The organism is Monashia sp. HAY1-2A (assembly GCF_056755315.1).
In genome coordinates this window covers 1-13,089 of the sequence record NZ_JBNDHY010000123.1, presented here as the reverse complement: position 1 = coordinate 13,089, position 13,089 = coordinate 1, and the positions used below count along the sequence as shown (strand labels likewise).

General features: G+C 70.5%; 18 protein-coding genes. 16 read left to right on the top strand and 2 right to left on the bottom strand.

Annotated features, from left to right (window positions below):
• The 8 genes from ACPYOM_RS16520 to ACPYOM_RS16485 all read left to right on the top strand — a co-directional run.
• On the top strand, positions 1-299 hold a 299-nt coding region (locus tag ACPYOM_RS16520; RefSeq protein ID WP_481343145.1), incomplete at its 5' end, for an uS5 family small ribosomal subunit protein.
• Positions 299-481 (top strand): 50S ribosomal protein L30, encoded by a 183-nt coding sequence (rpmD, locus tag ACPYOM_RS16515; RefSeq protein ID WP_034715233.1) that lies wholly within the window; start codon positions 299-301, stop codon positions 479-481. The genes ACPYOM_RS16520 and rpmD, both read left to right, overlap by 1 nt.
• 2 nt (positions 482-483) lie before the next feature.
• Positions 484-957, top strand: coding sequence for a 50S ribosomal protein L15 (gene rplO, locus ACPYOM_RS16510; RefSeq protein ID WP_481343146.1), 474 nt, complete (start codon positions 484-486; stop codon positions 955-957).
• A 189-nt stretch (positions 958-1,146) separates the two neighbouring features.
• Positions 1,147-2,472, top strand: a complete 1,326-nt coding sequence (gene secY / locus ACPYOM_RS16505) for a preprotein translocase subunit SecY (protein WP_481343147.1) — start codon at positions 1,147-1,149, stop codon at positions 2,470-2,472.
• Positions 2,472-3,050: an adenylate kinase gene (locus ACPYOM_RS16500; protein ID WP_481343148.1), complete on the top strand. Its 579-nt coding sequence runs from the start codon at positions 2,472-2,474 to the stop codon at positions 3,048-3,050. Before secY ends, ACPYOM_RS16500 begins: the two co-directional genes overlap by 1 nt.
• A gap of 59 nt (positions 3,051-3,109) precedes the next feature.
• Positions 3,110-3,952 carry a type I methionyl aminopeptidase gene (map, locus tag ACPYOM_RS16495; RefSeq protein WP_481346791.1) on the top strand — a complete coding sequence of 281 codons (843 nt, stop codon included), beginning with the start codon at positions 3,110-3,112 and terminating at the stop codon, positions 3,950-3,952.
• 100 nt (positions 3,953-4,052) lie between these two features.
• Positions 4,053-5,480: a serine hydrolase domain-containing protein gene (locus ACPYOM_RS16490; protein ID WP_481346790.1), complete on the top strand. Its 1,428-nt coding sequence runs from the start codon at positions 4,053-4,055 to the stop codon at positions 5,478-5,480.
• 99 nt (positions 5,481-5,579) lie between these two features.
• Positions 5,580-7,166: a DHA2 family efflux MFS transporter permease subunit gene (locus tag ACPYOM_RS16485; protein WP_481346789.1), complete on the top strand. Its 1,587-nt coding sequence runs from the start codon at positions 5,580-5,582 to the stop codon at positions 7,164-7,166.
• A 53-nt stretch (positions 7,167-7,219) separates the two neighbouring features.
• On the opposite strand, the gene ACPYOM_RS16480 is transcribed toward ACPYOM_RS16485, so the two are convergent.
• Both ACPYOM_RS16480 and ACPYOM_RS16475 read right to left on the bottom strand, forming a co-directional pair.
• A complete protein-coding gene (locus ACPYOM_RS16480; RefSeq protein WP_481346788.1) occupies positions 7,220-7,933 on the bottom strand; it encodes a hypothetical protein in 714 nt (237 codons plus the stop codon).
• Between the two features lie 73 nt (positions 7,934-8,006).
• Positions 8,007-8,225, bottom strand: coding sequence for a hypothetical protein (locus ACPYOM_RS16475; RefSeq protein ID WP_481346787.1), 219 nt, complete (start codon positions 8,223-8,225; stop codon positions 8,007-8,009).
• A 182-nt stretch (positions 8,226-8,407) separates the two neighbouring features.
• On the opposite strand from ACPYOM_RS16475, the gene ACPYOM_RS16470 reads away from it, so the two are divergent.
• From ACPYOM_RS16470 to rplQ, 8 genes are all read left to right on the top strand, one after another.
• Positions 8,408-8,761: an iron chaperone gene (locus tag ACPYOM_RS16470; RefSeq protein WP_481346786.1), complete on the top strand. Its 354-nt coding sequence runs from the start codon at positions 8,408-8,410 to the stop codon at positions 8,759-8,761.
• Between the two features lie 237 nt (positions 8,762-8,998).
• Complete coding sequence (infA, locus tag ACPYOM_RS16465; RefSeq protein WP_006946284.1) at positions 8,999-9,220, top strand: translation initiation factor IF-1; 222 nt, start codon at positions 8,999-9,001, stop codon at positions 9,218-9,220.
• Positions 9,221-9,367: 147 nt separating this feature from the next.
• The gene (gene rpmJ, locus ACPYOM_RS16460) at positions 9,368-9,481 is read left to right on the top strand and encodes a 50S ribosomal protein L36 (RefSeq protein WP_006592630.1); all 114 of its coding nucleotides are present in this window, start codon (positions 9,368-9,370) and stop codon (positions 9,479-9,481) included.
• 224 nt (positions 9,482-9,705) lie between these two features.
• The gene (rpsM, locus tag ACPYOM_RS16455) at positions 9,706-10,080 is read left to right on the top strand and encodes a 30S ribosomal protein S13 (RefSeq protein ID WP_481343155.1); all 375 of its coding nucleotides are present in this window, start codon (positions 9,706-9,708) and stop codon (positions 10,078-10,080) included.
• 56 nt (positions 10,081-10,136) lie between these two features.
• Positions 10,137-10,532, top strand: coding sequence for a 30S ribosomal protein S11 (gene rpsK, locus ACPYOM_RS16450; protein WP_034801606.1), 396 nt, complete (start codon positions 10,137-10,139; stop codon positions 10,530-10,532).
• A gap of 31 nt (positions 10,533-10,563) precedes the next feature.
• On the top strand, positions 10,564-11,172 hold the full coding sequence (gene rpsD / locus ACPYOM_RS16445) for a 30S ribosomal protein S4 (protein WP_481343156.1): 609 nt from the start codon (positions 10,564-10,566) through the stop codon (positions 11,170-11,172).
• A 154-nt stretch (positions 11,173-11,326) separates the two neighbouring features.
• Positions 11,327-12,355 carry a DNA-directed RNA polymerase subunit alpha gene (locus ACPYOM_RS16440; RefSeq protein ID WP_481343157.1) on the top strand — a complete coding sequence of 343 codons (1,029 nt, stop codon included), beginning with the start codon at positions 11,327-11,329 and terminating at the stop codon, positions 12,353-12,355.
• Positions 12,356-12,436: 81 nt separating this feature from the next.
• Complete coding sequence (gene rplQ / locus ACPYOM_RS16435) at positions 12,437-13,033, top strand: 50S ribosomal protein L17 (RefSeq protein WP_481346785.1); 597 nt, start codon at positions 12,437-12,439, stop codon at positions 13,031-13,033.
• Positions 13,034-13,089: the final 56 nt, after the last annotated feature.

The window sequence follows — 13,089 nt, the reverse complement described above, 5'->3', positions numbered from 1 at the left end:
CCGGTGTCGTCATGCTCCGTCCGGCCGCCCCTGGTACCGGTGTCATCGCCGGTGGCCCGGTGCGTGCGGTCCTGGAGTGCGCCGGCATCCACGACGTCCTGTCCAAGTCGCTGGGCTCGGACAACGCCATCAACATCGTGCACGCGACCGCCCAGGCCCTGCGCGACCTCGAGCGCCCCGAGTCGGTTGCCGCGCGCCGCGGCAAGTCGCTCGAGGAGGTGGCCCCGGCGGCCATGCTCAGGGCGCGTGCCGCGGGCCTGGCCGAGGCCAAGGCCGCGGCCGAGAAGGCTGGTGCGTGATGGCTCGTCTCAAGGTGACCCAGACCCGTTCCGAGATCGGTGGCAAGCAGAACCAGCGCGAGACGCTGCGCAGCCTCGGTCTGAAGCGCATTGGCGACGTCGTCGTCAAGGAGGACCGTCCCGAGATCCGCGGGATGGTCAAGACGGTGACGCACCTCGTGACCGTCGAGGAGGTTGACTGACCATGGCTGAGGCCAAGAAGACCGAGGGCTCGGCCCTCAAGGTCCACCACCTGCGTCCGGCCCCCGGTGCCAAGACCCCCAAGACCCGCGTCGGTCGTGGTGAGGGCTCCAAGGGCAAGACCGCCGGTCGCGGCACCAAGGGTACGAAGGCCCGTTACCAGGTCTCGGAGCGCTTCGAGGGTGGCTCGATGCCCCTGCACATGCGCCTTCCCAAGCTCCGTGGCTTCAAGAACCCGTTCCGCACCGAGTACCAGGTCGTGAACCTGGACCGCCTGCAGACCCTCTTCCCGGAGGGTGGCCAGGTCTCGGTCGCCGACCTCGTGGCCAAGGGCGCCGTCCGCGACGGCTTCCCGGTCAAGGTGCTCGGCACGGGTGAGATCTCCGTCAAGGTCGAGGTCGAGGCGCACAAGTTCTCGGCCTCCGCCAAGGAGAAGATCGAGGCCGCCGGCGGTTCGGTCACGTCCATCGCGGACTGACCACCGCTCGACGGATCCGATCCGGACCACCTCACACCTCATGTGAGCAGCGCCCCGGGCGTCCGCACCGCGGGTCGACGTGACGTCGGCCATGGCGGAGCGGTGCCCGGGGCGCTGCCTCTTTGCGTTAACCTTCCACGGATTGCATGACTCAGGCCGCGCCACCGCGCGGCACCCCAGGAGGACCCTGTGCTCGCCGCCTTCGTCCGCGCGTTCCGCACCCCGGACCTGCGCAAGAAGCTGCTCTTCACGCTCGGCATCATCGTGCTGTTCCGTCTCGGCTCCCACGTGCCGACGCCGGGCATCAGCTACGGCCTGGTGCAGCAGTGCCTCCAGGCCGGCAAGGCCGCCGGCGGCAGTGACCAGAGCGGGTTCCTCAACCTGGCCAACCTCTTCTCCGGTGGCGCGCTGCTGCAGCTGTCGGTGTTCGCGCTCGGGATCATGCCCTACATCACCGCGAGCATCATCATCCAGCTGCTCACGGTCGTCATCCCGCGCTTCGAGGCGCTCAAAGAGGAGGGCCAGTCGGGGCAGACCAAGCTGACGCAGTACACGCGCTACCTGACGATCGGCCTGGCGATCCTCCAGTCGGCCACGCTCGTCACCTTCGCCCGGAACCCCTCGAGCCTCTTCGGCGGCTCCTGCGACTCCATCATGGTCGACCAGTCGATGGTGACCATCGTCATCATGGTCCTGACGATGACGGCCGGCACCGGCCTCATCATGTGGTTCGGCGAGCTCATCACCGACAAGGGTGTCGGCAACGGCATGTCACTGCTGATCTTCACCTCGATCGCCGCCGGCTTCCCGGGCTCGCTGTGGGCCATCAAGGAGAACAAGGGCTGGGGCACGTTCCTGCTCATCGTCCTGCTCGGCATGTTCGTCATCGCGGCCGTCGTCTTCGTCGAGCAGTCGCAGCGACGCATCCCGGTGCAGTACGCCAAGCGCATGGTCGGGCGCCGCATGTACGGCGGCACGTCGACCTACATCCCGCTCAAGGTCAACATGGCCGGCGTCATCCCGGTCATCTTCGCCAGCTCGCTGCTGGCCCTGCCGGGCCTCGTCGCGCAGTTCAACACCCGCGCCGACGGCAACAACCCGGACTGGGTGCTGTGGGTGCAGAGCAACCTCGTGCGCGGTGACCACCCGATCTACATGGCGATCTACGTGGCGCTCATCCTCTTCTTCACGTTCTTCTACGTGTCGATCACCTTCAACCCGACCGAGGTCGCCGAGAACATGAAGAAGTACGGCGGCTTCATCCCGGGTATCCGTGCCGGGCGACCCACGGCCGAGTACCTCAACTACGTCCTGACCCGAATCACCGTGCCGGGTGCCATCTACCTCGCGCTCATCTCGCTCATCCCGCTCGTGGCACTCGTGCTCGTCGGGGCCAACCAGAACTTCCCGTTCGGTGGCACCTCGATCCTCATCGTCGTCGGTGTGGGCCTCGAGACGGTCAAGCAGATCGAGGCGCAGCTCCAGCAGCGTCACTACGAAGGGTTCCTCCGCTGATGCCAGCCCCCACGCGACTGATCATCCTCGGCCCGCCCGGCGCCGGGAAGGGCACCCAGGCCGCCCGCATCGCCGCGCGCCTGTCGATCCCGGCGATCTCGACCGGCGACATCTTCCGCTCGAACATCAAGAACGAGACCGAGCTCGGTCTCAAGGTCAAGGACATCCTCGCCTCGGGCGGCTACGTGCCCGACGAGGTGACCAACGAGATCGTCGAGGACCGGCTGTCCTGGGACGACGCGGTCGGCGGGTTCCTCCTCGACGGCTACCCGCGGACCGCGGGGCAGGTCGAGGCCCTCGACGCCATGCTCGCCAAGCACGACCACGCGCTCGACGCCGTCATCGAGCTCGTCGTCGACGAGGACGCCGTCGTGGAGCGACTCCTCAAGCGCGCCGAGATCGAGGGCCGCGCCGACGACAGCGAGGAGGTCATCCGCGAGCGCCAGGCGATCTACCGCAAGGAGACCGCGCCCCTCGCCGAGCACTACCAGCTCGCCGGCCTGCTCGTGCAGGTCGACGGCATGGGTGAGGTCGACGAGGTCACCGACCGCGTCATCGCCGCCCTGCCTCGGCACTGAGCAACCTCCACGCCACCGCACCACCACCGCCAACGCCCCGAAGGACGACGAGCAGACCCGTGTTCGGACGCCACCGACTGACCGGCCGCACCGACGAGCAGCTGCGCCTCATGCGTGAGGCGGGGCTGCTCGTCGGGCGCACCCTCGAGCTGCTCCGGGGCGAGGTGCGCGAGGGCGTCACGACGCTGCAGCTCGATGCCCTCGCCGAGGACTTCATCCGCAGCCACGGCGGGGTCCCGAACTTCCAGCTCGTCCCTGGCTACCGGCACACGCTGTGCACGAGCGTCAACGAGGAGGTCGTCCACGGCATCCCGGGCGACCGCGTCCTGTGCGCGGGCGACGTGCTGTCGGTCGACTGCGGCGCCGAGGTCAAGGGCTGGAACGGCGACGCCGCCTTCACGACCGTCGTCGGTGGCCCCGAGGCCGCGCGTCCGGAGGACCTGCACCTCATCGCCGCCACCGAGGCGAGCCTCTACGCCGGCATCGCCGCGATGCGCGTCGGGGGCCGCCTCTACGCGGTCGGTGACGCCGTCGAGGCCAGCATCGACGCGGCCGCCGAGCGCGACGGCCACGCGTACGGGGTCGTCGACGAGTACGTCGGCCACGGCATCGGTCCCCAGATGCACATGGACCCGCAGATCCCGAACTACGCCGTGCGGGAGAGCGGGCCCAAGCTCGTCGACGGGTTCACCGGCGCGATCGAGCCGATGGTGACCCTCGGCGCGAGCGACACCCGCGTGCTCGACGACGACTGGACGGTCGTCACCACCGACGGCTCGCGCGCGGCGCACTGGGAGCACTCGGTCGCGGTGCGCCAGGAGGGCCTGTGGGTCCTCACCGCGGTCGACGGCGGCAAGGAGCAGCTCGAGCGGCTCGGCGCCCCCTTCGCACCGCTCGACTGAGCCCGACTGAGCCCGACTAAGGACCGACTGGGCCCGGACTCAGCCAGACTCTGCCCCGCGTCGCCCCCCGGTCGGTCCCGCCACCGCGTACCGTGCGGAGGTGACCCTTCCGCGCAGCACCCCCAGCGCCCAGGACGTCGACGCGTCCGGCCTCCTCGCGTTCGTCGACGCCGTCGAGGCGGGTCGCCTCGGCCTCCACAGCCTCATGGTGGCCCGGCACGGCCACGTCGTGGCCGAGGGCTGGTGGCGGCCGTACTCCGCCGAGCGCCTGCACCTCGGCTACTCGCTGTCGAAGACCCTGACCGCCACGGCCGTCGCCTTCCTCGTCCAGGAGGGGCGCCTGTCCCTCGACGACCGCATCCTCGACCACTTCCCCGAGTACGACCCGGCCACGGTGCCGCAGGGGTGGCACGACGTCCGGGTCAGGCACTGTCTGTCGATGACGGTCGGGCACGAGGAGGACGCGTGGGCGCACGTCTTCGACCGCCTGAGCGGCACGGCGCCGGCGGCCCGCGACGACTGGGTGCCGCGCGTCTTCGCGACGGCCCCGACCCGCGAACCCGGGACGCACTTCGCCTACAACCAGGTGGCGACCTACCTGCTGTCGGTCATCGTCGGGCGCCTCACCGGCGTCGGCCTCGCCGAGGCCCTCCGGCTGCGGCTGCTGGTCCCGTTGGGCCTTCCCGACGTGCCCTGGCACCGTGACCCGCTCGGTCGAGAGCTCGGGTTCACCGGTGCGCACCTGACCACGGAGGGCATCGCCTCGGTCGCCCAGCTCTACCTCGACCAGGGGCGCTGGCAGGGCCGGCAGCTGCTCTCCGAGGCGTGGGTCCGGGAGGCGACGCGGGGTTTCGGTCCGGTGGACGAGGATCCCGCCACCGAGCCGGACTGGGCGTGCGGCTACGGCTACTCGTTCTGGATGCAGCGTCACGGCTTCCGCGGCGACGGCGCCTTCGGCCAGTTCCTCGTCGTCCTGCCCGAGCACGACACCGTCGTCGCGGTCACGTCCGAGCAGGCCCGGATGCAGTCGACGCTCGACGCGCTCTGGGAGCACGTCGTCCCGGCCCTCGGTCGCGTCGGCTCGCGCGCGGCCGACGAGGAGCTCACCCGTCGTCTCGCGGGCCTCGAGATCCCGGCGATGGCGGGGGAGGCGCTCGGCCCCGAGTACGCCGAGTTCCTCCGTTCGGACGCCTCGGACCTCGCGACCGACTACACCGCCGTGTCGGTGACGCGCTCCGAGGAGGGGCACGTGCTCGGCCTGCAGCGGCGCGACACCTGGCTCAGGGTCCCGGTCACCTCCGGCGGGTGGCACGAGTCCGAGCTGGTCGGCGCGGGGGCGGTGCTGCCCGTCGTCGCGAGCGGGGGCTGGGTCGAGGAGGACACCTTCCGGGCCGAGGTCATCGTCATCGAGACGCCGCACCGCTTCCGCGTCGAGGCACGGCTGCGCGGTGGCGACGCCGACCTCACGTGGCGGATGGTCCCGCTGACCGGCCACGACCCCCTCTGGCTCGCGACGCGCTGGTCCTGACCCCCCGCCGACGCCCTGACCCTGTCGACGGGAAGAGGGCGGTGCGCTGTCGGTGGGGTGGCGCAGAATCGGTACCAGGACGCATCGAGAGGGCGGGACATGGCCGGTGACGAGCAGGCAGCCGAGCGAACGGTGGCACGGGAGGCCGGCCGGTCCGTCGACGTCGGCGGTGCGTCCCGCCGGGCCGCGACGGCCGGGACGGGGCGCGTCCCGGGCGGCGTGCCCGAGGGGCACAACCCGTGGCCGGCCCTGTGGGCCATGGTCATCGGCTTCTTCATGATCCTCGTCGACTCGACGATCGTGTCCGTCGCGACGCCGGCGATCATGCGCGGGCTCGGCTCCGACGTCAACGGCGTCATCTGGGTCACCAGCGCCTACCTGCTGGCCTACGCCACGCCGCTGCTCATCACCGGCCGCCTCGGCGACCGCTACGGCCCGAAGAACCTCTACCTCGTGGGGCTGACGGTCTTCACGGTCGCCTCGCTGTGGTGCGGCCTGACGACGACGATCACGGGGCTCGTGGTGGCCCGCGTCGTCCAGGGCCTCGGCGCCTCGATGCTGACGCCGCAGACCATGGCCGTCATCACGCGCACCTTCCCGGCGGCCTCTCGCGGCCAGGCGATGGCGCTCTGGGGTGCCACGGCCGGCGTCGCGATCCTCGTCGGCCCCATCGTCGGCGGCCTGCTCGTCGACGGGCCGGGCTGGGAGTGGATCTTCTTCATCAACGTGCCCGTCGGCATCGTCGGGCTGGTCCTGTCGGCCCGGCTCGTCCCGCACCTCGAGATCCACAGCCACAGCTTCGACTGGCTCGGCGTGGCCCTGTCGGCCGTCGGCATGTTCCTGCTCGTCTTCGGGGTGCAGGAGGGGGAGAGCTACGACTGGGGCACCATCAGCGGCTGGGTCTCGGTACCCCTGCTCATCGCCGTGGGCATCGTCGTGCTCGCGCTCTTCGTGCTGTGGCAGGCGCGCAACCGCCGCGAGCCGCTCCTGCCGCTGGTGCTGTTCCGCGACCGCAACTTCTCGCTGGCCAACGTCGCCATCACGACCATCGGGTTCTCGATCACCGCGATGGGTTTCCCGTTCATGCTGTACGCCCAGGTCGTGCGGGGCCTGACTCCCACGCAGTCGGCCCTGCTCCTCGTGCCGATGGCCGTCATCTCGGGTGGGCTCGCGCCCGTCGCGGGCCGGATGGCCGACCGCCTGCACCCGCGGGGTATCACGGCGGTCGGCATCGCGCTGACCTCGGCCTCGCTGCTGTGGGTGGCCCTCGTCATGCGGCCCGAGACGCAGACGTGGCAGCTGCTCCTGCCGATGGCGCTCATGGGGCTGGGCAACGCGTTCATGTGGGGCCCGCTCGGCGCGACGGCCACCCGCAACCTGCCCCTGCGCTCGGCCGGCGCGGGCTCGGGTGTCTACAACACGACCCGCCAGGTCGGCGCGGTGCTCGGCAGCGCCGCCATCGCCGCCCTCATCGAGGCACGGCTCGCCGCCGACCTGCCGGCCGCGGCGGGAGCCGCGACCGGCGCCGGCGGAATGCAGCAGACGTTCGGGCGCTCGCTGCCACTGCAGGTGCGCACCGGGTTCTCGGACGCCATGAGCGAGGCCATGCTCCTGCCCGGGCTCGCCCTCGTCATCGGTGTCGTCGCCGTCCTGTTCTTCTCGCGGCCGCAGAGCCACCACGCCTGAGCCCGGCGCGTCGTCCGAGCCGTCGGGGTCCGGGCGGCCGAACCGGACGGACGTCAGCGGCCCAGGCGCCCGGCCCGTCCGCCGACGTGCACGACGAGACGCTCGGCGACGACCCGGGCGTTGGCCTGCAGAACCTCCAGGGGCACCCGCGGCAGGTTCTCCTCCCAGTCGACGAGCGGCGAGCCACGGAGCTGGAGCATCCGCGCGGGACGGCCGAGGAAGAACAGGTGCAGGTGCGCGCCGCCGTCGCCGTACCTGGCCAGCTGACCGCGGCCGACGCTCGGCACGTGCTCGACGGCGTCGGAGACGGCCACGACGAGCTGGCCCATCTCCGCCGCGAGGTCGCCGGGCAGCGACGGCAGGTCGTGGTGCTCGACCGGGGCGAGGACGAGCATGACCGGCAGGCCGGTGTCGGTCGACAGGGTGAGGCGCCACCGAGGGTTGCTCCACACCAGCCGTTCGTCGGCGTCCGGGGTCTGCGCGTCCGCGTCGGCGCCGGCGCACCAGCAGTCCGCGGCCCGCTCGCCGCGTCGCGGCGGTTCCTCGTCCGCGGGCGGCTGGACCGGCTTGAGCCGCAGGCTGTCGAGCTCGTAGGGATAGATGTCCCAGCCGGGCATCTCCTCGACGGCCACGGGCAGCCGTCCGTCGGGTCCGGCCGCCGCGGCGATCCGCGCGTGGTAGTCCTCGACGCTCTCGGCGGCATCCGGCGGCGCGGTGACCACGTCCGTGCGGTCGGGCGGGGCTGTCGCGTCGCTGCGCTCGCTCATCACGCCAGTATGCCGTCGCGCCGACGCGGCACGCCGGCGACGGCGGACCTGCCCAGCCGGACGGGGGTTCGGGTCAGGACGGCTGGGGCACGGTGCACCCGATCCGCGAGTGGACGCCGACGTAGTTGAGCGGGCCGGCGACGATCGTCACCGCCGCGTTGGCCACGCGGCTGCAGCTCGTCGTGGCGGAGCCGAAGTAGCCCCGCTGGAAGGCGGCGATGATGCCGACGAGCAGCCAGACGAGGACGACGAGGGTCAGGATGCGGCTCCCGGAGCCGGTGCGAAGTGCCATGGCGGCGACCTTTCGTGGAGGGACTCGCCGAGCTGAGGCGATCGGGCGGGCGGTGCCGGGCCCCGGGCGGCGGCCGGACCACACCTGGGTCGTACCCGTACCCGAGATGTCAGCATCGAGGGCCGGACCCGTCCTGCCGGAACGCGCCCGCGGCAGGCGTCGAGGCGGCACCATGGGGTTCCGTGGACCCCGCACGGCCGTTGACCGACTACCTCGCCGGCCTGCCCCTGCCGGAGCAGGAGGCGCTGCGCCACGTCGTCGACGTCGCGCGACGCATCGCCCCCGATGCCGAGGAGGGCACGAGCTACGGCATGCCCGCCCTGCGCCTGGCCGGTCGGCCCCTCGTCGGGTTCACCGTCGCCAAGGGGCACCTGTCCCTGTTCCCGTTCAGCCCAGCGGTCGTGGAGGCCGTCCGCGGCGACCTCGACGGGTTCTCGCTGTCCAAGGGCACGGTCCGCTTCGCCGTGGACCAGCCCCTTCCGGACCCGGTCGTCGAGCGCATCGTGGCCCTGCGGCGGGCCGAGATCGAGGGCTGACCGAGCCCGGCCACCCACCCACCGGGCCCGAGAGGAGGCCGGCGGCGGCCGGCGGCGAGGGCGTGCGGCCGGGCGCCCGTGACGATTTCAGGGAATGGCCCCCGGTGGCGTAGTCTTGTGCGTTGGGTGTCGTGTGCCTCGACATCCAGTACTGGCCTGCGCCCCGTGCGTGGGCACCTGGGCACATCCGAGGTCGGGTCACACCGCGGTCCGACCACCGACAGATTGATGGAGGACATGGCCAAGAAGGACGGTGTCATCGAGATCGAGGGCACGATCGTCGAGGCTCTCCCGAACGCGATGTTCCGGGTCGAGCTCACCAACGGTCACAAGGTGCTCGCTCACATCTCGGGCAAGATGCGTCAGCACTACATCCGGATCCTCCCCGAGGACCGGGTCGTCGTCGAGCTCTCGCCCTATGACCTGACCCGCGGTCGGATCGTCTTCCGCTACCGCTGAGCGCGAGGGCCGGCGCGGCACCCCCGGGTGCCCGATGCTCCGGCACGAGCGTGAGGCACCATCCCGATTCCCCACCAGCGCCTGCTGCGCCACGGGCCCACTGCGGCCCGTGGAGGAGCAGGAGCACGATCTGAAGACAGCAGGCAGATGAAGGTTCAGCCGAGCGTCAAGAAGATCTGTGACAAGTGCAAGGTGATCCGCCGCAACGGGCGGGTCATGGTGATCTGCGAGAACCTGCGCCACAAGCAGCGCCAGGGCTGAGCAGAGCCACCACCCTCGCCGTCGACAGACCTTTCGACAGCACGCGACACACGTGAACGACAGCAGCACCCGGCCCCTGATGACCGACCGTCGAGTCGGCGCAGGACGTCACCCCCGGCACGGAGGCCGGGGACCGGCGGTCGCCCTTCTGCGAGGCGACCGAGCACCGGACCGGTGACTGCTCCCAGACCTCCGCGAACACAGAAACCAGGAGAACCCCCAACATGGCTCGTCTTGTTGGAGTCGACCTTCCGCGCGAGAAGCGCGTCGAGGTCGCGTTGACCTACATCTTCGGTGTGGGTCGCACCCGTTCCAAGGAGGCGCTGGTTGCCACCGGCGTCGACCCCAACACCCGCGTCAAGGACCTCGGTGAGGCCGAGCTCGTGGCGCTTCGTGACTTCCTCGAGGGCAACTACCGCCTCGAGGGTGACCTTCGCCGTGAGGTCCAGGCCGACATCCGTCGCAAGGTCGAGATCGGCTCCTACGAGGGTCTTCGTCACCGTCGCGGCCTGCCGGTGCGCGGTCAGCGCACCAAGACCAACGCGCGCACCCGCAAGGGCCCGAAGCGCACCGTGGCCGGCAAGAAGAAGGCCAAGTGACGCTGACCGCCTCGCCGGTCGCGTCCTCATCGACTCAGTTCTGACGTAGGAGAAACATGCCTCCCAAGGCTCGTGTGACGAAGGTTCGTCGCAAGGAGAAGAAGAACGTCGCCCACGGGCACGCTCACATCAAGAGCACGTTCAACAACACGATCATCTCGATCACGGACCCCACCGGTGCCGTGATCTCGTGGGCCTCTGCCGGCCAGGTCGGCTTCAAGGGCTCGCGCAAGTCCACCCCGTTCGCTGCCCAGATGGCGGCCGAGGCTGCGGCCCGGCGCGCGATGGAGCACGGCATGCGCAAGGTCGACGTCTTCGTCAAGGGCCCGGGCTCGGGCCGCGAGACGGCGATCCGTTCACTGACCGCCACCGGCCTCGAGGTCGGCGCGATCAGCGACGTCACGCCCACGCCGCACAACGGTGTCCGTCCGCCCAAGCGCCGTCGCGTCTGATCAGGCCTGAGCGAAGGAAGTAGGTAGAACCATGGCTCGTTACACCGGCCCGATCACCAAGAAGTCGCGTCGTCTCAAGATGGACCTCGTCGGCGGCGACAAGAACTTCGAGCTCCGTCCGTTCCCGCCCGGCCAGCACGGCCGTCGCCGGATCCAGGAGAAGGAGTACCTGACCCAGCTGCAGGAGAAGCAGCGTGCTCGCTTCACCTACGGCGTCATGGAGAAGCAGTTCGTCCGGTACTACAAGGAGGCGGCCCGCCGCCCCGGCAAGACCGGTGAGAACCTCCTGCAGATCCTCGAGTCCCGTCTCGACAACGTCGTGTACCGCGCGGGCCTGGCCCGGACACGTCGTCACGCGCGTCAGCTCGTGACGCACGGCCACTTCGAGGTCAACGGCGTGCGCGTCGACGTGCCCTCGTACCGCGTCGAGCAGTACGACATCATCACGGTCCGCAAGCAGTCGGTGGAGACCTTCCCGTTCGAGCTGGCTCGCCAGACGTTCGGCGAGCGTCCGGTCCCGGCCTGGCTCCAGGTCGTCCCGGGCTCCCTGCAGGTGCTCGTCCACCAGCTGCCGGTCCGCGAGCAGATCGACTCGCAGCTGACCGAGCAGCTCATCGTCGAGCTCTACTCGAAGAACTGACGCACACCGGTGCGTGCCGCGGGTCTCCCACGGCACGCACCGGACGCGTCCGCGGGGTCGGGTCGCAGACCGAGACGACCGGACCCGCCCGGCTCACGACCGGGCAGTTTCACGAGGCGTCATATGGCGGGCGCCCGTGGGAAGGAACTGAACAGTGCTCATCGCACAGCGTCCCGTGCTCGGCGAGGAAGTCGTCGCGGACAACCGCAGCCGCTTCACCATCGAGCCGCTCGAGCCGGGCTTCGGCTACACGCTCGGCAACTCCCTGCGTCGCACCCTGCTCTCGAGCATCCCCGGTGCGTCGGTGACCTCCATCCGCATCGACGGCGTGCTCCACGAGTTCACGACGGTGCCGGGGGTCAAGGAGGACGTCACCGAGATGATCCTCAACATCAAGGGCCTCGTCGTCTCCTCCGAGCACGACGAGCCGGTCGTCATGTACCTGCGCAAGCAGGGCCCGGGCGTCGTCACCGCCGCCGACATCACGCCGCCGGCGGGGGTCGAGGTGCACAACCCCGACCTGCAGATCGCGACGCTCAACGACAAGGGCAAGCTCGAGATGGAGCTGACGGTCGAGCGCGGCCGTGGCTACGTCTCGGCCCAGCAGAACAAGTCCGGTGACCAGGAGATCGGTCGCATCCCGGTCGACTCCATCTACTCGCCGGTCCTCGCCGTGACGTACAAGGTCGAGGCGACCCGTGTCGAGCAGCGGACCGACTTCGACAAGCTCATCGTCGACGTCGAGACGAAGAACTCGATGACGCCGCGCGACGCGATGGCCTCGGCCGGCAAGACGCTCGTCGAGCTGTTCGGCCTGGCCCGTGAGCTCAACGTCGAGGCCGAGGGCATCGACATGGGCCCGTCGCCGACGGACGCCGCCCTGGCCGCCGACCTGGCGCTGCCCATCGAGGACCTCGACCTCACGGTCCGTTCCTACAACTGCCTCAAGCGCGAGGGCATCCACACCGTGGGTGAGCTCGTGGGCCGCAGCGAGGCCGACCTGCTCGACATCCGCAACTTCGGTGCGAAGTCGATCGACGAAGTCAAGGCCAAGCTCGCCGGCATGGGCCTCGCGCTCAAGGACAGCCCGCCCGGGTTCGACCCGTCGGCCCTCGTCGAGGGCTACGGCGACGACTACGGCGACGACGACGACCAGTCGTTCGTCGAGGACGAGCGTCTCTGATCCACCCCCGCCTCTGACCACTCTGACCGGGTCATCGAGCGCGCGAGCGCAGCCCGTTGCAGTCCTTCTAGGAGATACGAAATGCCCACGCCCACCAAGGGTCCCCGCGTCGGTGGCGGCCCCGCCCACGAGCGGCTGATCCTGGCCAACCTCGCGACGTCGCTCTTCGAGCACGACCGGATCACGACGACCGAGGCCAAGGCCAAGCGCCTGCGCCCGCTCGCCGAGCGTCTCATCACGTTCGCCAAGCGCGGCGACCTGCACGCCCGCCGTCGGGTCCTCACCGTCGTGCGCGACAAGGGTGTCGTCCACCGCCTCTTCGCCGAGATCGCCCCCGACATGGCTCAGCGTGAGGGTGGCTACACCCGCATCACGAAGATCGCCGCGCGCAAGGGCGACAACGCCCCCATGGTCGTCATCGAGCTCGTCCGCGAGCCGCTGTCGGCCAAGAAGGCGACGGTCAAGGAGGCCGAGGCGGCCACGAGGCGCGCCGCCAAGCAGCAGGAGTCGAAGGAGGCTGCTGCGGCGACCATGGAGTCGGAGGACACCGACGTGACCGAGGCGAGCGAGGTGGCCGAGGTGACCGAGGCCCCGGCCGCCGAGAGCGCCGAGGCGACCGAGAGCAGCGAGAGCACCGACGAGGCGGCCGCCGACGACGCCGAGGCCAAGCAGGCCTGAGCCCGGGCGCAGCCGGTAGCTAGAACCAGGTGGGCCCCCTCCGTCATGACGGAGGG